Raw genomic sequence first — 15,884 nt, forward strand, 5'->3', positions numbered from 1 at the left:
CAGTTGATTATTTCTTTCCTCATCCTACCACGCTGTTTTGACTGTGGCAATTGGCTCCAAATGAGTCTACACTGTATACTATGTAGTGCAGAACCAATGAGCGAGGACAAGGAGAGAGACCATGATTATCCTCAAGACACCTGAAGAGATCGAATACATGCGAGCAGCCGGAAAAATATTGGCTGCCTGCCATCGCGAGATTGCAAAATTGATTCGTCCTGGTATCTCCACTTGGGAGATTGATCAATTTGTTGAAGAATTTTTGGCGAAGCACGAGGCAACACCGGAACAAAAAGGATATTCCGGGTACCCTTATGCCACCTGCGGCTCCGTCAATGATGTCATCTGTCATGGTTTTCCCAAGAAAGACCCACTGCGCGAAGGGGACATCGTTACGATCGATATGGTCGTAAGGAAAAATGGATGGTTGGCCGATTCCGCATGGTCTTATGCAGTGGGTAAAATATCTCCGGAAGCAAAAAGGCTGTTGGAGGTAACTGAAAAAGCCCTTTACTTAGGGATTGAGCAAGCGGTCGTAGGCAATCGTGTCGGAGATATTTCTCATGCCATCCAGGTCTATGCCGAAGCAGAAGGCTATTCGGTCGTTCGTGATTTCACCGGTCATGGGATCGGGCAGCAAATGCACGAGGAACCCTATGTGCCGCACTTCGGACCTCCAGGAAGAGGACCTCGCCTGAAGGAAGGAATGGTCTTGACGATCGAGCCCATGCTTAACATCGGTACCTATCACGCCAAGGTCGACGAAGACGGTTGGACAGCACGCACTCGCGACGGCAAGCTCTCGGCTCAATACGAGCACACGCTGGCTATTACAGCGGATGGTCCTGTGATTCTGACCAAGCAATAGCACCCTGCATAAAAACCAGCACATTTTTTACCTGATTAGCCAAATCCGATGCAAAGAAAGAGGTTCACTTGTGGTCCTTCACGACTACAATGTGAGCCTCTTTCCAGTATGTCGGGGTAAGTAGATCCCTTCCAGCACTCTGCTGTTCTGTTTTTTCTGCCCCACACTGGAAGTGCAGGAGCCGAACATCGAAATCTTGACACCTCTCTGTGGGATACTTAATATGCAAGGTACCATCCATCCCTAGCTGATGCAAAAGACGTATCCCGCGTTTTATCCATAAAAAGGAGGAAGCATCACATGACACACGCAGACGCTGACCGCAGCGCGGCCAAGAAACTTCGCGACATCCCGCTTTCCGTACTGGATCTTTCTCCCATCGTACAGGGAAGCGATCCAGCTGATTCATTCCGAAAAAGCCTGGATCTTGCCAGACACGCAGAGAAATGGGGCTTTGAACGCTTTTGGCTTGCCGAGCATCACGGCATGCCGAGTGTGGCCAGTTCTGCAACATCCGTCCTGATTGGCTATATTGCTGCAGGTACCTCAACCATTCGGGTTGGCTCTGGTGGAATCATGCTGCCCAATCACGCTCCATTGGTGATTGCAGAGCAATTTGGTACACTGGAATCTCTCTACCCGGGGCGTATCGATCTGGGACTTGGCCGGGCGCCCGGCACGGACCAACGCACTGCACGTGCACTTCGACGCAACCAGCGCATTGGCGGAGCAGATTTTCCTGAGCTGTTGACAGAGCTGCGGGAATATTTCCGTCCCTATTCTCCTGAATCGGATTCAGGCATTCGAGCCATTCCAGGGGAAGGCTTGTCCATCCCGATCTGGCTACTTGGCTCCAGCGATTTCAGCGCACAGCTAGCTGGCATGCTGGGACTCCCATTTGCTTTTGCAGGTCATTTTTCTCCAAACTATACCTTGCCTGCCCTCCAGACATACCGCCATCACTTCCGCCCTTCAGAGGTATTGGAGGAGCCGTATGCGATGGTCGGAGTAAGTGTCATGGCTGCAGATACGGATGAGCGTGCCCGTTACTTGTCTACCTCGCATTTTCAGGCTTTTTTGCAGATCATCCGAGACGACAGAAAACCGATTCAGCCACCTGTCGAAAGCATGGATGGCCTATGGAGCGATTTCGAAAAATTTACCGTCCAATCGCAGCTCAGCTCTTCCATTATCGGGAGTCCGGAAACCGTAAAACAAGAACTGCAGGCATTGCTTGACGCCACTCAAGCAGATGAGCTGATGATTACTACCCAAATGTACGATCATGCGGATCGCATCCGTTCCTATGAGATCGTCGCTGATATTTGGAAGTCGTAAATACACAAAAAAAGTGACACCCTGCTATGTCAGAGTGTCACTTTTTTGCTATCGTTGAAGGCTGGGCGCACATTGATCTATCATTTTTTCTAATTCTTGAACGTCTTTTTCCAGCTCTCGGATATCTTCTTCAATCAGTTTTTTCAGATGCTGCTTTTCACGCAGTACTTTGCGCGTCTTTTCCAGGCGCTGATTCATATCAAACACACCGACATACACTCTCTTTCCCTCCCTATGTAGGTTTTCCACCTTACATGATATGCAGATCGTCTCTTTTGTTTCCTCCTTTTGCATCATTTTTTGCCTATTATGAATGAGGGTGATTTTCCGTTTTGAATCTTACCCTGCTAAGCCATTCATTTGGCCTGACCAGAAAGGCTTCATAAGGAACGATGCTTGGTTCCATCGCATCGAGCAATCTTCGGCGAAAATGCGGCCTGGTAATGTATTGTCCCAAGTTATCCTCGGTAATGGGCAAGAATACGACTTCTGTGGTCTCCCCTGCCGCGATTGTCTCCACGCCTGATACATATTCTCCTCGGAAAACGACGCAGATGACACCGTTGGACATATTTTGGTAAACGCCTGTAACGCCATGCAGCTTGATCGTTATGCCCGTTTCTTCGAGTATTTCACGATGGACAGCCTCCTGCAGGCTCTCTCCTTCCTCAACCTGCCCCCCTGGCATTTCCATTGTATCTGGCCGATGCCCATTGCGGACGAGCAGGATCTCCCCTCGTGGATTCGTGATACAAGCGCTGACCGAGACCACATGTTTGGGGGAAAGCTCATCTACGACCAAATCCGTGGTTGATTCCAAAAAATCCTGTTTGCTTTCCAAATACAGGTCGCCTCGTGCTTTTCTTATTTCCTGAGCTTTTCGATGCAGCTCACTCTTTCGTATCATGCTTTCAATGCTTTCATAAAGCTCCTTGCTCGGGTATTCCCAAATGGCCAGGACTTCGTCTCTTGCTTCATTCGTCCAACGCCCTACCAGTTTGGCGCCGTGCTGGATTTGATTCGGATAAAGGTAGGTATGAAAAAAATCGTGAAAATCATCGATCATGGTTGGATTAACCTTGTAGGTTTTTCTTCTGTAAAACATGACTCCACCTCTTTTTGGAAATCTCGTCCACGTTACTGTTCTGCACAAATGCTCCTACTCCTGTTGTTGCACGACGAGAACACTTGTTCTATCATTAAATTCAGAATAGCTAGATACGGAAGCATTTGAGAGGGGAGGTTCACTTTTGAACAACAATCGTCCGGTAACGCCCGCCACCCAGTTTCACGCATGCTCGATCAGCAAATTTGCTACTTCCCTGCTGGCTTTGCGCTTTGTTGAACGTGGTCTACTTGATCTTGACGAGGATGTCAATAATCGCCTTCGAACCTGGAAGATTTCCGATCATGAATGGACTTGGCGAAAAAAAGTGACATTGCGATCCCTGTTGTGCCACCAGGCTGGCATCATTGACCCTGAGGAAAGTTTCCCTGTCTACCATTCCGCACAGGGGAACCCGAGCATGCTGGACATTTTGACTGGTAGAACGTCCATTGCTCCGAGCCCTTCACGGTTCGGCATGAGCCACTAAGCCAGTTTCATTATTCAGATGCTGGTTTTTGTCTCATCCAGCTGTTCACAATGGACAGGGATTGGGATCTTTCTCGATCCTTCAGGCTCAGCAATCGAATTCTCCTCGCTCGGCTGGGGTGTCGGTTTCCAATCTATGATCGTGGCCTACCCTTCACTTGGCACGGGCGCTGTACTCATGACCAACACCGATACGGGTGTTCACCAAACCAAGGGGATTCTCGGCGAAGTGTTTCGAGCACTCTGTTTGACTGGCGATTAAATCAAAAAGAGATGGCTTACGTTAGCCATCTCCTTCATCCTTCTATATTCCTTTGTATTTCAACAATTCCTCGCGCAAACGCTGCACTTCCATGACCAGAGCACGTTTTTCCAAACGATCAATCTGACTGTCCAGATCCGGCTCTCCCCGGTATCCGTCATAGGCAAATTCATTTTCCAAGTCATACTTTTCGCGCGTGTAGGCTTGTGTCCAGCTCGGTTCTTTCGGCATGATCATCGCAAGCAAGAGGTAGATCAGGATCGGTACACCCGTACAGATCGTCAAAATGACAACTCCTACACGTACAAGCGTCGAGTCTATTCTCAAAAATTCAGCGATCCCTCCGCAAATTCCAAACAAACGACGATCCTGTCTGGATCTGTATAAACGTCGTTCTCTCATGTCTTCCCTTCCTCTCTACGGTAACCGTGTTTTCCTTGTATCTACAGGATACCCGAGAGCCACGGCAGGCAAAATGGCCCGCAGAGGGATTTGTCCTCCGTCCCTGGACGGAGATCATGCATGAACAAGCGCTTTGTGGCTCACGCTACCTGTGAGGTGATCAGCATGCCATTTTTGATCGGAATACTCGCTGTCTTTCTTCTGACTGGCTGTACGCAAAATCCTGCTCGGGATCAGATACAAAGCGAGCGAGAGTTTTACTACCAGCAAAACGTAGTTCGCCCAGACGGATCAGAACCCAACGTGACACCCTATGGTCCTCCCGCAAACGCCTCCGACTCCTCCGAGTACGATCGCTGGATTCGTCCCGACTCCGTCTCTCGCTATCCTGGACTGGAATAGCTCCGTAATAAAAACGGGTTATTTATCAGCGGGAGGCGAGGGAATGTATTCTGGTCTGCGGCGGTCAAAAAGCTCACCCAGTTTGGCGTAGGTATTGCCTGCCAAACGGCTTACCGGCGCAAAAGCGGCAATGTCGATCCGTCCGGCCTGATAAAGCTCATCCGCGACATGGACATGTACAACCTCTCCGATAATCAAGTCCGAGGTAGTGGGTGTACCCAACTCGACAACCTGGTGCAGCTTGCATTCAAAATGGATACGCGAAGCTGCAAGCCGCGGCACTTCGATTGAGGATGAAGGCATGGTAGCAAGACCAAGCTCCTCTACTTCGCTGATCTCAGCCGGAAAATCAGCAGAGGTCTGATTGACATCGTCTACGTTGTGTACATCGACCATGTTGACAACGAACTGACCCGTCTGAGCGATATTGCGTGCGGTATCCTTTGGCTGACCGTTCGGCTTTCGCATGACCGCTACAGAAACCATCATCGGATCAATGCTTGCGACATTGAAATAGCTGAATGGCGCTGCGTTCACGGTGCCATTCTCCGATATGGTGGTTACCCAAGCAATGGGCCTTGGGACGATGCAACCGATCAAAAGCTTATATTTTTCCTGTCTCGCTAGCGTACTGATTGGCAGTTCCATCCAGACACCTTCCTTTTTACCAGTATCGGAAAGCAAAAACCTTTAATGAGCTACGCGCCCCGATACTGCAAGTATAACCTACCTCAAAAACGCGGTCGGTTATCTTGAATTAGCATCGATAGAGGTTTTCTTATTCGCGTGGCGGCATCCAACTCGTCATGTAATCCGGGTCTTCAATGGCAAGAGCCTGGCGCGTCACCTTTAGCGGTTGGAATGTATCCAGCATGACAGCCAGCTCTTTTGTCTCCTTTTTCCCGATGCTCGCTTCAATCTTCCCTGGATGCGGGCCATGCGGAATCCCCATCGGATGTAGGGTAATCGAGCCTTCATAAACCCCTTTGCGGCTCATGAAATTGCCGGCCACGTAATACAGCACCTCGTCACTTTCCACATTGCTATGGTAGTAAGGTGCCGGAATCGCTTGCGGATGATAGTCGTACATTCTGGGAACGAATGAGCAGATGACAAAGTTCTGTCCAGCAAAAGTCTGATGAACCGGTGGTGGCTGGTGCACCCGGCCGGTGATGGGTTCGAAATCGTGAATGCTCAAGGCATATGGATACAAGTATCCGTCCCAGCCTACCACGTCAAACGGATGGAAGTCAAAGAAATAGCTGTAGACTGTGGACTGGCGTTTGACACGCACTTCATAATTTCCCTTTTCCACATGCGTTTCCAAACGTTCTGGCAATCGGATGTCACGCTCACAGAAAGGAGAGTGCTCCAGCAATTGACCATGCTCATTCCGATAGCGTTTAGGCGGTACGATTTCATTTTGCGACTCGATCACCAGAAAACGGCTTTGCTCGGCAGGAACGATCCGGTAAGTCGTCCCGATTGGAATCACCAAATAGTCACCTGGCTGATACGTCAATGTACCGAAAATGCTTTGCAATTCTCCCGTCCCCTCATGGACAAAGACCACCTCGTCCCCATCCGCATTGCGATAGAAGTAATCCATTGACTCCGTGGGTGCGCAAACGCCCAGTACGACATCACTGTTCCCAAGCAAATACTTGCGTCCAAAGATCGGATCGCCGCCCAGCTGGGAATCAAAGCTTTTAAAATGCTGATGCTTCAAGTCTTCCTGATCCACGTACTCCAGGCTTACATCCGCGTATTTTCTTGCCTCGCGCACCTGTGTTGGCGGGTTGTGGTGATACAGGATCGACTGAATGCCGGAAAAGCCTTTTGTGCCCATGACCTGCTCACGATACAGCTCGCCATTCGGCTTGTAAAAGGTCGTATGCCGTTTATTCGGGATTTCCCCCATGCGGTGATAAAATGCCATCGAATTTTTCCCCTCTCTTTTTATAAGTCGCAGATTCGATTGCGGAGGACACCGAGCCTTTCCACTTCCAGCTCCACGACATCACCTGGTTTCAACCAGTCATACCGATCTGCTCCCAACTCCAAAATACACCCCGTACCAACCGTACCGGAGCCGATCACATCGCCGGGATAGAGCGGACAATCTGCTGATGCGCGGGCGATCATCTGGGCAAAGGTGTAGTGAATATCGCGGAAGTTGCCGCGCGAGTATTCAATGCCGTTGACACGCGCGGTCATTGTCAGATCGTATCGGTTGCCTTGTGGCCCTGGAAGCTTTCTGTCTTCCAGCTCTTCAGGAGTGACCAGCCAAGGTCCCATTGAAGTAGCAAAGTCCTTTCCTTTGGCAGGGCCCAATCCGACTTTTACCTCCTCCCTTTGCAGATCGCGGGCGCTCCAATCATTCAGCACAGCGTACCCCGCAATATACTCCGCTGCACGATCGACGGGTATATCTATCCCTTCTTTGCCGATCACACAGGCGATCTCCAATTCGAAATCCAGCCATTGTGTCGCTTTGGGACGGCGAATAACCGCTTCCGTTCCCGAAAATGCTGCGGCATTGGAAAAGTAAAAAACAGGGAAGTCGTACCATTCAGGAATCATGTCCAGTCCACGCTTTGCCCTTGCCGTCTTCACATGCGCTTCGAACGCATAAAAGTCCCGAAAGCTACTCGGTCTTGGAATGGGTGAACCGAGAGTGACTTCATTCAGGAACATACCTCCCGCTCGATTGCTCCACACTGGTTCGTCCCCAAGCTCGAACAGCTGTGATCGCCAACGCTCCCAATCCTCCAGCAAGACATCGATGGAGTCAGGCGCACCGGGAAGCAGCTGAGCGAGGTCCCACACCTTCTGATCCGCTACCACACCAGCTCGATACCGCTCATTGCCAAATCTTCGATAAGACGCCAACTTCATTTGATCTTCCCCTTCCTCAGACCAGCCGGAGGTTTTTGGTTCCTTTTCATGATTTCAGGACACCAAAAAGCCCAGCTCACCCCCAAGCGCGGTTCGGTTGCATGACAAATCAGAGGGTACCCCCTATGTCAGTCGTGCCGAAACATGCATCAGGCGTAAGCTGGGCGAGTCTGCTAACATGAAGAACATCCTTGCGGGAAATCCCCCCACAGACAACCAGCTATACACGATGGTTTCCATTTATTGTTGCGATTGTTATTATCATACCGAAACCGCTTTCATTTTTCCAGAGGAAAATGTCTTTTTCACGTTCTCATCGAAAAAACTGGTTTAGGAGTTGATGCATATCTTCTGGAATGGGCTCTCTGAAATGCATCTCATTTCCGCTTCGAGGATGGACAAAAGCAAGCTCAGCCGCATGAAGGGCCTGTCTGCCGATGTGTGTACGCGCCCCGCCATACAGATCATCTCCAGCCAATGGATGGCCTCGATGGCTCATGTGAACACGTATCTGATGGGTTCTGCCCGTCTCCAGCCTCAATTCCACAAAGCTCATGCCTTCACCGTGAGTCAGCACGCGAAAATGCGTAACCGCCGATTGCCCGTCAGCACGCACCTGACGTGTGATAAAGGAATTTTCAGCAAGCCCGATTGGCTCATCCATCGTTCCAGCCCCAGGCTCAACGATCCCTTCTGCAATCGCCAGGTACGTACGCTTCAGACTGCGGTCCTGCTGCATCCTGCTAAACTGCTCGTGCGCCCACTGATTTTTGGCTATGATCAGCAAGCCGGAAGTATCCTTATCCAGACGGTTGACAGCGCGAAACCTGCGCTTCTCACCCTGCCTTTTCCAATAAGCAATGACGCCGTTGGCCAGTGTCCCCGAAGCGTGATTGCCCGTAGGATGGACGACAAGTCCCGCTGGTTTTGCAATGACCATCAAGTCTTCGTCTTCATAGCGGATGACGAGGGGCATCTCTTCCGGAGGCACGGCTTCCGTCTCTTCTTCGTTGACCAGCACCACGATTTCGTCACCTGCTTGCAACCGTTCATTTACAAACACCAGTGTACCGTTGCGCGTAATCAGTCCTTTAAATTTTGCTCGAATCAGCAGTCGGCGGGAGACCCCGTATCGCTTTTGCAGAACTTCACGCACCGTCTGTCCTGCGTCTGCGGCATCTGCTGTAAAACGTATCAATTCTTCCTGCATGCTGTCTCTCCTTTAGGTCATACCTGAATCCCAGTATAGCAAAAGGAGGCCTTTACAGGTATTGGCTGCGAGAATTGCTTTTCACTTCAATCACGAAAGCATGTCCCGCGTCCCCTTGATCCCACTGGGCACGAACATCAAACAAATACCAGCCTGGCTGTTCGGGAACCTTCCACTGGTTTCCGTTTTCCAAGGTTTGCTCGATCTGGCTGGAACCAACCCATTGGGTGACGACCATCGATTGTTCCGCAGGCGGAAGGTCATACGAAATGGTCAGTACTGCCCCGGGCTGAACCTGTAAGGGAGAGGGCTTTTTCTCGGCTATGATTTCAGGTGGTGCTGCCGTGTCCGTGCAAGTGGCTTCATCTTCTACACTCCAGCAAAAGGAAGTTGGAACCGTCATTGCGGACTTTTCCTTCCAGGCAATCACTGGATTCGGTGGAGTAAGAAATGGCTGCTGAGCAGCTCGATCTATGGAATCAGCCTGACATCCCGCGAGCAACAGCATAGACGCTAGGCACATTTTCATAGCAATCCCAGACATTTTCATACGATCACCTCAACAATAGGACGCAAAAAGAGCCGGATTCGTTTCCTCCGGCCCCCTTCTTATTTCCTGCGAGATCCTCGTGTTCTTATATTCGACTCGGGATCAACGGCGCAGCCCCCATCTTTTCCAGGTACTCATTCAGCTGTTCCTCCGGATTTTTGACTGGCTTACCGTGACATACCTCCAGATGAGTCGGACGTATTTCCCGTACGATCACACTGCTTTTCACCGCTTCCGCCATATCTGCCGTAAACATGGGCATCGGTCTGTTCAGCTTGCCTGCTTTCGACGTGAACAGATCCCCTGCCAGTAAGACGCGGTCCTGCTCATGATAATAAACGACATGACCAGGGGAATGACCCGGAGTCAGATAAGGCTGCAGGCCACCGATTGGCGCTAATGCTCCATGCTCGTCTTGTGGCAATGGTCGAGCCAATCCTTTGACCACATTTTTTTCCGCTTTTTTTCGGCGTGGGTAGATTTGATCGCCTTCCATATATGGAATTTCGATGGTATGCGCATACACTGGTACCTGTTTTTTCTCCAGGATTTGCTTGATTGCTCCTACGTGATCAGAATGACCGTGGGTAAGCACAATTTGTTTCAGCTCTCCCAGCTTCAACTGCTCGAGATGCGAAAGAATCCCTTTTGCCATAAAAGGCATCCCCGCATCCACCAGTGTCACGCCATCTTCTTCTTGCACTAGCCAAACTCGGCACGGTATGAGCAACCAAGACCGAAGGCTCCATATATGCTTGGATATTTGCTCTGCTTTCATACTTCCGCGCTCCTTCTATTATCAATTGTCCTAATTTCCATTTGAACTTCAACGCCCTTTTGGTAACCAATGGTTATAATATAACCTGTGGTTACTAATCTGTCAATCGAAGTTTGATCATGTCATCAAATTTGTCAGAACGTACTATCAATGAAAATGAAAACCTCAGCAATTTAAAGGGGTAAGAGTAATATGGCTATCAAAGAAACATGGACAATGAGCAATGTACGGTTTCGAATCATGATCCTCATGACGTTCGCTGTTATAAAAGTTTTCAAATAAGAAAGGAGCTGTGATGCATAGACGATAAAAAAACCCTCTTCGTCACGGATGAGAAGAGGGCTGCATTTCTGATCTTGCTTGGCTTACTTCGCAGCTTGAGCAGCTGCAATCGCCGCTTCGTAGTTCGGATGCTCGCCAGCAGCCGGTACATACTCGGCATAAACCACTTTATCGTTTGCGTCCACCACGAATACTGCGCGGGACAGCAGACGGAATTCCTTGATCAATACGCCATAGGCAGTACCGAAGGACAGGTCTTTGTAATCAGAAACCGTTTGTACTTTTTCGATGCCTGCAGCACCGCACCAGCGTTTTTGGCCAAACGGCAGGTCAACAGATACCGTCAGGATGGTTACGCCATCCAGTTTCGCTGCTTCTTCGTTGAAACGGCGAGTTTGTGCGTCGCATACGCCTGTATCCAAGGAAGGAACTACGGAGATGATGCGAACCGTTCCTTTGGAATCAGCCAGAGAAACAGCAGACAAGTCGTTCGCAACTACAGTGAAATCTGGAGCGGTATCTCCTACTTTGATTTCAGGACCAACCAGTGTAACAGGTCCTTTGAATTGAAATGCGCCTTGGCGCTCTACAGCAGTTGTCATGATTTCTTCCTCCTCACCAATCGGTTCATATGTACCCTTTCATCATACCCTATCATTCACTTTTTTTCACTATGCCAATAGTAGAAATTACAGGTTTACTTGCACTTTATCCGAGCTCTTCGGCTCCACTTTTACAATTCGCTTTAACTCGTGCTCGTATTCCCAGTCCGTTTTCTCATTTAATTCATGACAGCGCATCAAGCCATGATAGAGAGCAAAGAGAAATTGGACATTTTTCAGTTCATAACGATGGCCGTGTGCTTTTGGCAAGACGGTGTTGACGATTTCGATTTGGTAAGTCGCTTTTTCCCGTCTTTTCCGCGTCGGCACGACATAGCCCATATGCTTGAGTACAAAGCCGATGTCAAACGAGCCTTCATCGTCAAAATCAATGGTCTCATCCGATGTGGCCAAACACTCCAGCATCGTTCCAAAGTCCAGCAAATCGTAACAGGCCGGCTTGGGCATGGCCAGGACAGAGCCGTCATTGTTGACGAAGTAGATATGGTCGCGATAGTGGAAAATCAATTCGTCTTCAGGCACTTCATCCGGGAACATCCAGGATGTCGAGGGAATCAACAATCGCCAGATCTGGGCAGGGGTCTCGTTCAGGATTTCCATGACTCAGGACCACTCCTTTCCCCTACCAGTCTTGGCAAAATCATCCTTGACTATTCAGGCTGCTTTCCCCGCATGAAATGAGCCCAATCTCCATCGTGAACGGGTGTGCCCTCTGCTCTGACGTACTTGGCATCTACGTAGCGATAGGCATAGACACGCTGGACTTCCTGCCCATCAGCCAGCTTGGCCCATACCTCGATCCGCTCGTACTCATTGCGCGGATCATGGGGACCATAATAGGTCTCCAGCTCGTCCAGCTCCGCCAATACGGTCTCGTAATCCTGTGGTTCAAAGCGAAGAATGACGCCTTTCACCACACCATCGCCGTCCAGGATACCGGGATACCCCATCGGCAAATGAAACAGCTCTCCTTTTACTTCAGCCGGAATCGCTTCGTGTTTATACGGCTGCACATAGTTTTCGTAATTCTCCCACCCCGCAAGCAAGGTTCCGTACACAAAAATCGGCAGTTTTGTTTCCATGTTAACACCATCCCGATGAAATTTTGAAAAGGACTGTCTTCTGTAACTATTATTTTGTATATTTACACTATATAAAAAATTCAAAAGTATTTGGAGAGATGAAGGGAGAGAAATTTCATGCTTTCTAAAAAAATCAATCGCTTGCTCGTAGCGAACCGCGGTGAGATCGCCATCCGCATCTTCCGTGCTGCCACTGAATTGGGCATTCGCACGGTCGCTGTCTATTCCGAGCAGGATAACGTTTCCATTCATCGTTTTAAGGCGGATGAATCCTACCTGGTCGGAGCGGGAAAAGGGCCGATCGAAGCCTACCTCGACATCGAGAGCATCATCGAGATCGCCAAACGCAACGATATCGATGCCATTCACCCGGGCTACGGCTTTCTCGCAGAAAATGCGGAATTCGCCAAGCGCTGTCAGGAAGAAGGAATCATTTTCATTGGTCCTTCTCCTACTCTGATTGAAAAATTTGGGGACAAGGTCGAAGCGCGGCGCATGGCCATTGAGGCCAATATTCCCGTCATCCCGGGAACGCCTGAGCCTATCGAAACCCTTCAGGAAGCGATGCTTTTCGCCAAGGAGTACGGCTACCCGATCATTATCAAAGGTGTATCGGGCGGCGGCGGCCGGGGGATGCGTATCGTGCGCAGCCAAGACGAGCTGCAGGATGCATTGGATCGCGCCCGCTCGGAAGCACGCTCTTCTTTTGGCAATGCCAAAGTCTACCTAGAGCGCTATCTGGAGCAGCCCAAGCACATTGAGGTACAGATTCTGGGCGACCAGCACGGCAATATCGTGCATTTGTTCGAGCGTGACTGCTCCGTGCAGCGCCGCCATCAAAAAGTGGTCGAAGTCGCGCCCAGTCTTTCGCTCGACGACAAGCTGCGCGAGGCGATCTGTCAGGCAGCGCTGACTTTGATGCAAAAAGCTGGCTATGCCAACGCAGGCACCGTAGAGTTCTTACTCACTCCCGATAAACAGTTTTACTTTATTGAAGTCAACCCGCGTATTCAAGTGGAACACACCATTACCGAATTGATCACCGGCATCGATATCGTTCAAGCACAAATTCGTGTAGCGGAAGGCCATGCCTTGTCCGATGAAGCGATTGGAATTGCCTCTCAGGATGCTATTCAGATGAGCGGCTACGCGATTCAGTGCCGCGTCACCACAGAAGACGCAGAAAACAACTTCCTGCCTGATGCGGGACGCCTTTTGGCTTGGCGCTCTGGCGGAGGCTTTGGAGTAAGGCTGGATGGTGGCAACGGCTATCCGGGAGCCATCATCACACCTTTTTACGATTCCCTGCTCGTAAAAATCTCTACCTACGGGACCAACTTCGATCAGGCTGCTCGCAAAATGCTGCGTACGCTGCGTGAATTCCGGATTCGCGGCGTAAAGACCAATCTTCCCTTCCTGGAGAATGTCGTCACGCATCCTGATTTTCTCAGTGGGGAATACGATACTTCGTTTATCGATACCAAGCCGGAGCTGTTCATCTTCCCGGGGCGTCAGGATCGTGGAACCAAGCTGCTTTCCTACATCGGTGAGACGATTGTAAACGGCTATCCCGGGCTTGCCAACACGGAGAAAAAACCGCATTTTGATACCCCGCGCATTCCGCGGACACCTTTTGCCCAGCCTTATCCAGACGGAACGAAGCAGATTTTGGAGCAGCAAGGAGCGGAAGGGCTGGTACGCTGGATTCAGGAGCAAAAACAAGTCCTGCTGACAGACACCACATTCCGTGATGCTCATCAGTCCTTGTTTGCGACGCGAGTTCGCACCTATGATCTGGCTTCCGTCGCTGAGGCGACTGGCAAGCTCGGTGCCGGACTTTTCTCCCTGGAGATGTGGGGCGGAGCAACCTTTGATACTTCCATGCGGTTCCTGCAGGAATCACCTTGGGAAAGATTGCAAATTTTGCGTGAGCGAATACCCAATGTCTTGTTCCAGATGCTGCTGCGCGGGGCAAACGGAGTCGGCTATACCAATTATCCGGACAATGTCATTCACTCCTTCGTCAAGGCGTCTGCCGAGCAAGGAATTGACGTCTTCCGGATCTTTGACAGCCTGAACTGGCTGCCAGGGATGCAAACGGCCATCGAGGCAGTCTGCAATACCGGCAAGATTGCGGAAGCTGCCATCTGCTACACCGGCGATATTCTCGATCCGTCCAAAACCAAGTACACGCTGGCCTATTACGTCAACCTCGCCAAGGAATTAGAAAAAGCAGGTGCTCACATCCTGGCGATCAAAGATATGGCCGGTCTGCTCAAGCCATATGCCGCCTATGAGCTGGTCCGTGCATTAAAGCAAGAGATCGGGATTCCGATCCATCTGCATACCCACGATACCTCCGGCAACGGCGCAGCCATGCTGCTCAAAGCCATCGAAGCCGGTGTCGACATCGTAGATGCATGCGTCAGCTCCATGTCTGGCCTGACTTCGCAGCCAAGCCTCAATGGCTTGATCGCGACCCTTGCCCATACGGACCGGGATACAGGTCTATCCCTCGATTCCTTCAACAAGCTGTCCGACTATTGGGAGGATGTTCGCCCTTACTACCAAGGCTTTGAAAGCGGCATGAAGTCGAGCAATACAGAAGTATACGTTCATGAAATGCCAGGCGGGCAGTATACCAACCTGGAGCAGCAAGCGAAAGCAGTCGGTCTGGAAGGGCGCTGGGATGAGGTTAAACAGATGTACGCCGTCGTCAACCAAATGTGTGGCGATATTGTCAAAGTAACCCCTTCTTCCAAGGTTGTCGGTGATCTCGCCCTATTCATGGTACAAAATAATCTGACGGAAGAAAACATTTGGGATAAAGGGGAGCGCCTTGATTTCCCTGACTCCGTCATCCAGTTCTTTCAAGGTTACCTGGGTCAGCCTCCAGGAGGCTTCCCGAAACGTTTGCAGGATCTGGTGCTAAAAGGTCGCGATGCCTTTACCGCTCGTCCAGGCGAACTGCTGCCACCAGTCGATTTTGAAAAAGTCGCAGTAGAGCTGGTCGAGAAAATCGGTCGTGAGCCGAATGAATTGGACGTACTTTCCTACATCATGTATCCGCAGGTTTATCTGCAGTACGAGCAGCGTGCGAAAGAGTACGGCGACCTGTCCGTGTTGAATACGCCTACTTTCTTCTACGGATTGCGCCCTGGCGAGGAAACGGCCATTACGATTGAGCGAGGCAAAACCTTGATCATCAAGCTGGTCGCAGTAGGGGAGCTTCACCCTGACGGCAGACGCATCATTTACTTCGAGCTGAATGGACAGCCGCGAGAAATTTTTATCCGTGACCGTTCCGCCCAGATTTCTGAAAAAATACGCCGCAAAGCGGATACCCAGAATTCCGGACACCTGGGAGCCTCTATGCCGGGCAAAGTCTTGAAGGTGTTGATCAGCGAGGGTGACAAAGTGCGCAGAGGCGAGCATTTGCTCGTCAGCGAAGCGATGAAAATGGAGACGACGATTCAGGCTCCGATGGATGGAAAAATCAAGGCCGTCCATGTCAAAGCGGGCGATGCTATTGAAACCGGCGATTTGTTGATTGAAATGGAATGACATTCCTCTATAATGGTAAGTAACGAACCTT

At 50.4% G+C, this 15,884-nt stretch carries 18 protein-coding genes; 6 read left to right on the forward strand and 12 right to left on the reverse strand.

Annotated elements, in window-relative coordinates; translation table 11 throughout:
• Positions 1 to 121: 121 nt before the first annotated feature.
• Both map and JZI27_RS13850 read left to right on the forward strand, forming a co-directional pair.
• Positions 122 to 868 (forward strand): type I methionyl aminopeptidase, encoded by a 747-nt coding sequence (gene map / locus JZI27_RS13845; RefSeq protein WP_122910902.1) that lies wholly within the window; start codon positions 122 to 124, stop codon positions 866 to 868.
• Between the two features lie 300 nt (positions 869 to 1,168).
• Positions 1,169 to 2,206: an LLM class flavin-dependent oxidoreductase gene (locus tag JZI27_RS13850; protein ID WP_280207837.1), complete on the forward strand. Its 1,038-nt coding sequence runs from the start codon at positions 1,169 to 1,171 to the stop codon at positions 2,204 to 2,206.
• A 48-nt stretch (positions 2,207 to 2,254) separates the two neighbouring features.
• Here the strand turns inward: JZI27_RS13850 and JZI27_RS13855 are convergent, their stop codons facing one another.
• Both JZI27_RS13855 and JZI27_RS13860 read right to left on the reverse strand, forming a co-directional pair.
• Positions 2,255 to 2,425 carry a hypothetical protein gene (locus JZI27_RS13855; RefSeq protein ID WP_251243785.1) on the reverse strand — a complete coding sequence of 57 codons (171 nt, stop codon included), beginning with the start codon at positions 2,423 to 2,425 and terminating at the stop codon, positions 2,255 to 2,257.
• 88 nt (positions 2,426 to 2,513) lie between these two features.
• Positions 2,514 to 3,311 carry an NUDIX hydrolase gene (locus JZI27_RS13860; RefSeq protein ID WP_122910904.1) on the reverse strand — a complete coding sequence of 266 codons (798 nt, stop codon included), beginning with the start codon at positions 3,309 to 3,311 and terminating at the stop codon, positions 2,514 to 2,516.
• 145 nt (positions 3,312 to 3,456) lie between these two features.
• On the opposite strand from JZI27_RS13860, the gene JZI27_RS13865 reads away from it, so the two are divergent.
• Positions 3,457 to 3,801 carry a serine hydrolase gene (locus JZI27_RS13865; RefSeq protein ID WP_245997216.1) on the forward strand — a complete coding sequence of 115 codons (345 nt, stop codon included), beginning with the start codon at positions 3,457 to 3,459 and terminating at the stop codon, positions 3,799 to 3,801.
• A 135-nt stretch (positions 3,802 to 3,936) separates the two neighbouring features.
• Positions 3,937 to 4,062 (forward strand): hypothetical protein, encoded by a 126-nt coding sequence (locus tag JZI27_RS13870; RefSeq protein ID WP_276531740.1) that lies wholly within the window; start codon positions 3,937 to 3,939, stop codon positions 4,060 to 4,062.
• A 42-nt stretch (positions 4,063 to 4,104) separates the two neighbouring features.
• Here the strand turns inward: JZI27_RS13870 and JZI27_RS13875 are convergent, their stop codons facing one another.
• Positions 4,105 to 4,464: a PspC domain-containing protein gene (locus tag JZI27_RS13875; RefSeq protein WP_122910905.1), complete on the reverse strand. Its 360-nt coding sequence runs from the start codon at positions 4,462 to 4,464 to the stop codon at positions 4,105 to 4,107.
• A gap of 120 nt (positions 4,465 to 4,584) precedes the next feature.
• Between JZI27_RS13875 and JZI27_RS13880 the strand changes: the two genes are divergently transcribed.
• Entirely contained in the window at positions 4,585 to 4,866 is a 282-nt protein-coding gene (locus tag JZI27_RS13880; protein ID WP_245997222.1) for a hypothetical protein, read from the forward strand.
• Between the two features lie 18 nt (positions 4,867 to 4,884).
• Here the strand turns inward: JZI27_RS13880 and JZI27_RS13885 are convergent, their stop codons facing one another.
• From JZI27_RS13885 to JZI27_RS13925, 9 genes are all read right to left on the reverse strand, one after another.
• Entirely contained in the window at positions 4,885 to 5,514 is a 630-nt protein-coding gene (locus JZI27_RS13885; RefSeq protein ID WP_251243784.1) for a flavin reductase family protein, read from the reverse strand.
• Between the two features lie 130 nt (positions 5,515 to 5,644).
• The gene (locus tag JZI27_RS13890) at positions 5,645 to 6,805 is read right to left on the reverse strand and encodes a homogentisate 1,2-dioxygenase (RefSeq protein WP_122910907.1); all 1,161 of its coding nucleotides are present in this window, start codon (positions 6,803 to 6,805) and stop codon (positions 5,645 to 5,647) included.
• A gap of 20 nt (positions 6,806 to 6,825) precedes the next feature.
• Positions 6,826 to 7,764: a fumarylacetoacetate hydrolase family protein gene (locus JZI27_RS13895; RefSeq protein WP_280207841.1), complete on the reverse strand. Its 939-nt coding sequence runs from the start codon at positions 7,762 to 7,764 to the stop codon at positions 6,826 to 6,828.
• Positions 7,765 to 8,077: 313 nt separating this feature from the next.
• Positions 8,078 to 8,974 (reverse strand): RluA family pseudouridine synthase, encoded by an 897-nt coding sequence (locus JZI27_RS13900; protein WP_280207843.1) that lies wholly within the window; start codon positions 8,972 to 8,974, stop codon positions 8,078 to 8,080.
• 52 nt (positions 8,975 to 9,026) lie between these two features.
• The gene (locus JZI27_RS13905; RefSeq protein ID WP_280207845.1) at positions 9,027 to 9,518 is read right to left on the reverse strand and encodes a hypothetical protein; all 492 of its coding nucleotides are present in this window, start codon (positions 9,516 to 9,518) and stop codon (positions 9,027 to 9,029) included.
• A gap of 91 nt (positions 9,519 to 9,609) precedes the next feature.
• The gene (locus JZI27_RS13910) at positions 9,610 to 10,302 is read right to left on the reverse strand and encodes an MBL fold metallo-hydrolase (RefSeq protein WP_251243780.1); all 693 of its coding nucleotides are present in this window, start codon (positions 10,300 to 10,302) and stop codon (positions 9,610 to 9,612) included.
• Between the two features lie 365 nt (positions 10,303 to 10,667).
• Positions 10,668 to 11,186 (reverse strand): thiol peroxidase, encoded by a 519-nt coding sequence (gene tpx, locus JZI27_RS13915; protein WP_122910912.1) that lies wholly within the window; start codon positions 11,184 to 11,186, stop codon positions 10,668 to 10,670.
• Between the two features lie 87 nt (positions 11,187 to 11,273).
• Positions 11,274 to 11,807 carry a hypothetical protein gene (locus JZI27_RS13920; RefSeq protein WP_280207850.1) on the reverse strand — a complete coding sequence of 178 codons (534 nt, stop codon included), beginning with the start codon at positions 11,805 to 11,807 and terminating at the stop codon, positions 11,274 to 11,276.
• 50 nt (positions 11,808 to 11,857) lie between these two features.
• Positions 11,858 to 12,289: a gamma-glutamylcyclotransferase family protein gene (locus JZI27_RS13925; RefSeq protein ID WP_280207852.1), complete on the reverse strand. Its 432-nt coding sequence runs from the start codon at positions 12,287 to 12,289 to the stop codon at positions 11,858 to 11,860.
• Between the two features lie 117 nt (positions 12,290 to 12,406).
• On the opposite strand from JZI27_RS13925, the gene pyc reads away from it, so the two are divergent.
• On the forward strand, positions 12,407 to 15,853 hold the full coding sequence (gene pyc, locus JZI27_RS13930) for a pyruvate carboxylase (protein ID WP_122910915.1): 3,447 nt from the start codon (positions 12,407 to 12,409) through the stop codon (positions 15,851 to 15,853).
• Positions 15,854 to 15,884: the final 31 nt, after the last annotated feature.

Origin of the sequence: Brevibacillus sp. AY1, from assembly GCF_029870785.1 — a bacterium.
Classification (GTDB): Bacteria; Bacillota; Bacilli; order Brevibacillales; family Brevibacillaceae; genus Brevibacillus; species Brevibacillus invocatus.